A 1,075-nucleotide genomic window follows, 5' to 3' on the forward strand; every position below is an offset into this window, starting at 1 on the left:
GCCCGGTTACATTCCGAACCCGGAAGCTAAGCCTTTCAGCGCCGATGGTACTGCAGGGGGGACCCTGTGGGAGAGTAGGACGCCGCCGAACAATCTTTCAAAGGACCCTTGGTCCAGCGTTCAACGCTGGACCAAGGGTCTTTTTTTGTTTCACCTCTTTACGCCGAAGCGCGGCCATGGGTTGGTTGCGCGAGAATGACTAGCGGTACCCCGAAGACAGGAGTCACACCCATGTCCAACTCTCCCGACGATCGTCCGGAGCGCGAGCCTCGGCGCAACGACGGCGGTGACAGGGGCGGCTACCGCGGGGGCCGTGACGACCGTGGTGGCGACCGTCCCCCGTTCCGTCGTGACGACCGTGGTGCCAGTGGCCGTCCGTCCAGCGGCGGCGGCGGCTTCCGCCGCGATGACCGTGGCGGGCGTCCCGCCGGCGGTGGTGGCGGCGGTTTCCGTCGTGACGACCGCGGTGGCGACCGTCCCAGCTACCCCCGCCGTGACGACGACCGCGGTGGTCGTCCCTCCGGTGGCGGTACCGGTGGCGGCGGTTTCCGTCGTGACGACCGTGGCGGGGACCGTCCGAGCTTCCCGCGCCGTGATGACCGTGGTGGCGCTGGGGACCGTCCGTCGTACCCGCGTCGCGATGACCGTGGTGACCGTCCCACCGGTGGCGGTGGCGGTGGCTTCCGTCGCGACGACCGTGGTGGCGACCGTCCGTCCTACCCGCGCCGTGATGACCGTGGTGGGGCTGGGGACCGTCCGTCGTACCCGCGTCGTGATGACGACCGTGGTGGTTTCCGCGGCGGTCGTGACGACCGTGGTGGCGACCGCCCGTCCTACCCCCGTCGTGACGACCGTGGTGGCGAGCGTCCCTCGTACCCGCGTCGCGATGACCGTGGTGACCGTCCCACCGGTGGTGGCGGCGGTGGCTTCCGTCGCGACGACCGTGGTGGGGACCGTCCGTCCTACCCGCGCCGCGACGACCGTGGTGGGGCTGGGGACCGTCCGTCGTACCCGCGTCGTGATGACGACCGTGGTGGTTTCCGCGGCGGTCGTGACGACCGTGGTGGCGACCGCC

The 1,075-nt window shown here is 70.4% G+C and carries 1 rRNA gene and 1 pseudogene; both read left to right on the forward strand.

Annotated features, from left to right (window positions below):
- Nucleotides 1–91: ribosomal RNA gene (rrf, locus tag ACFYZ4_RS35885) — 5S ribosomal RNA — on the forward strand; the annotation flags it as partial.
- Nucleotides 92–396: 305 nt separating this feature from the next.
- Nucleotides 397–1,075 (forward strand): annotated as a pseudogene (locus tag ACFYZ4_RS35890) (tetratricopeptide repeat protein); the annotation flags it as partial.

Source organism: Streptomyces sp. NPDC001513, from assembly GCF_042894695.1.
GTDB lineage: Bacteria > Actinomycetota > Actinomycetes > Streptomycetales > Streptomycetaceae > Streptomyces.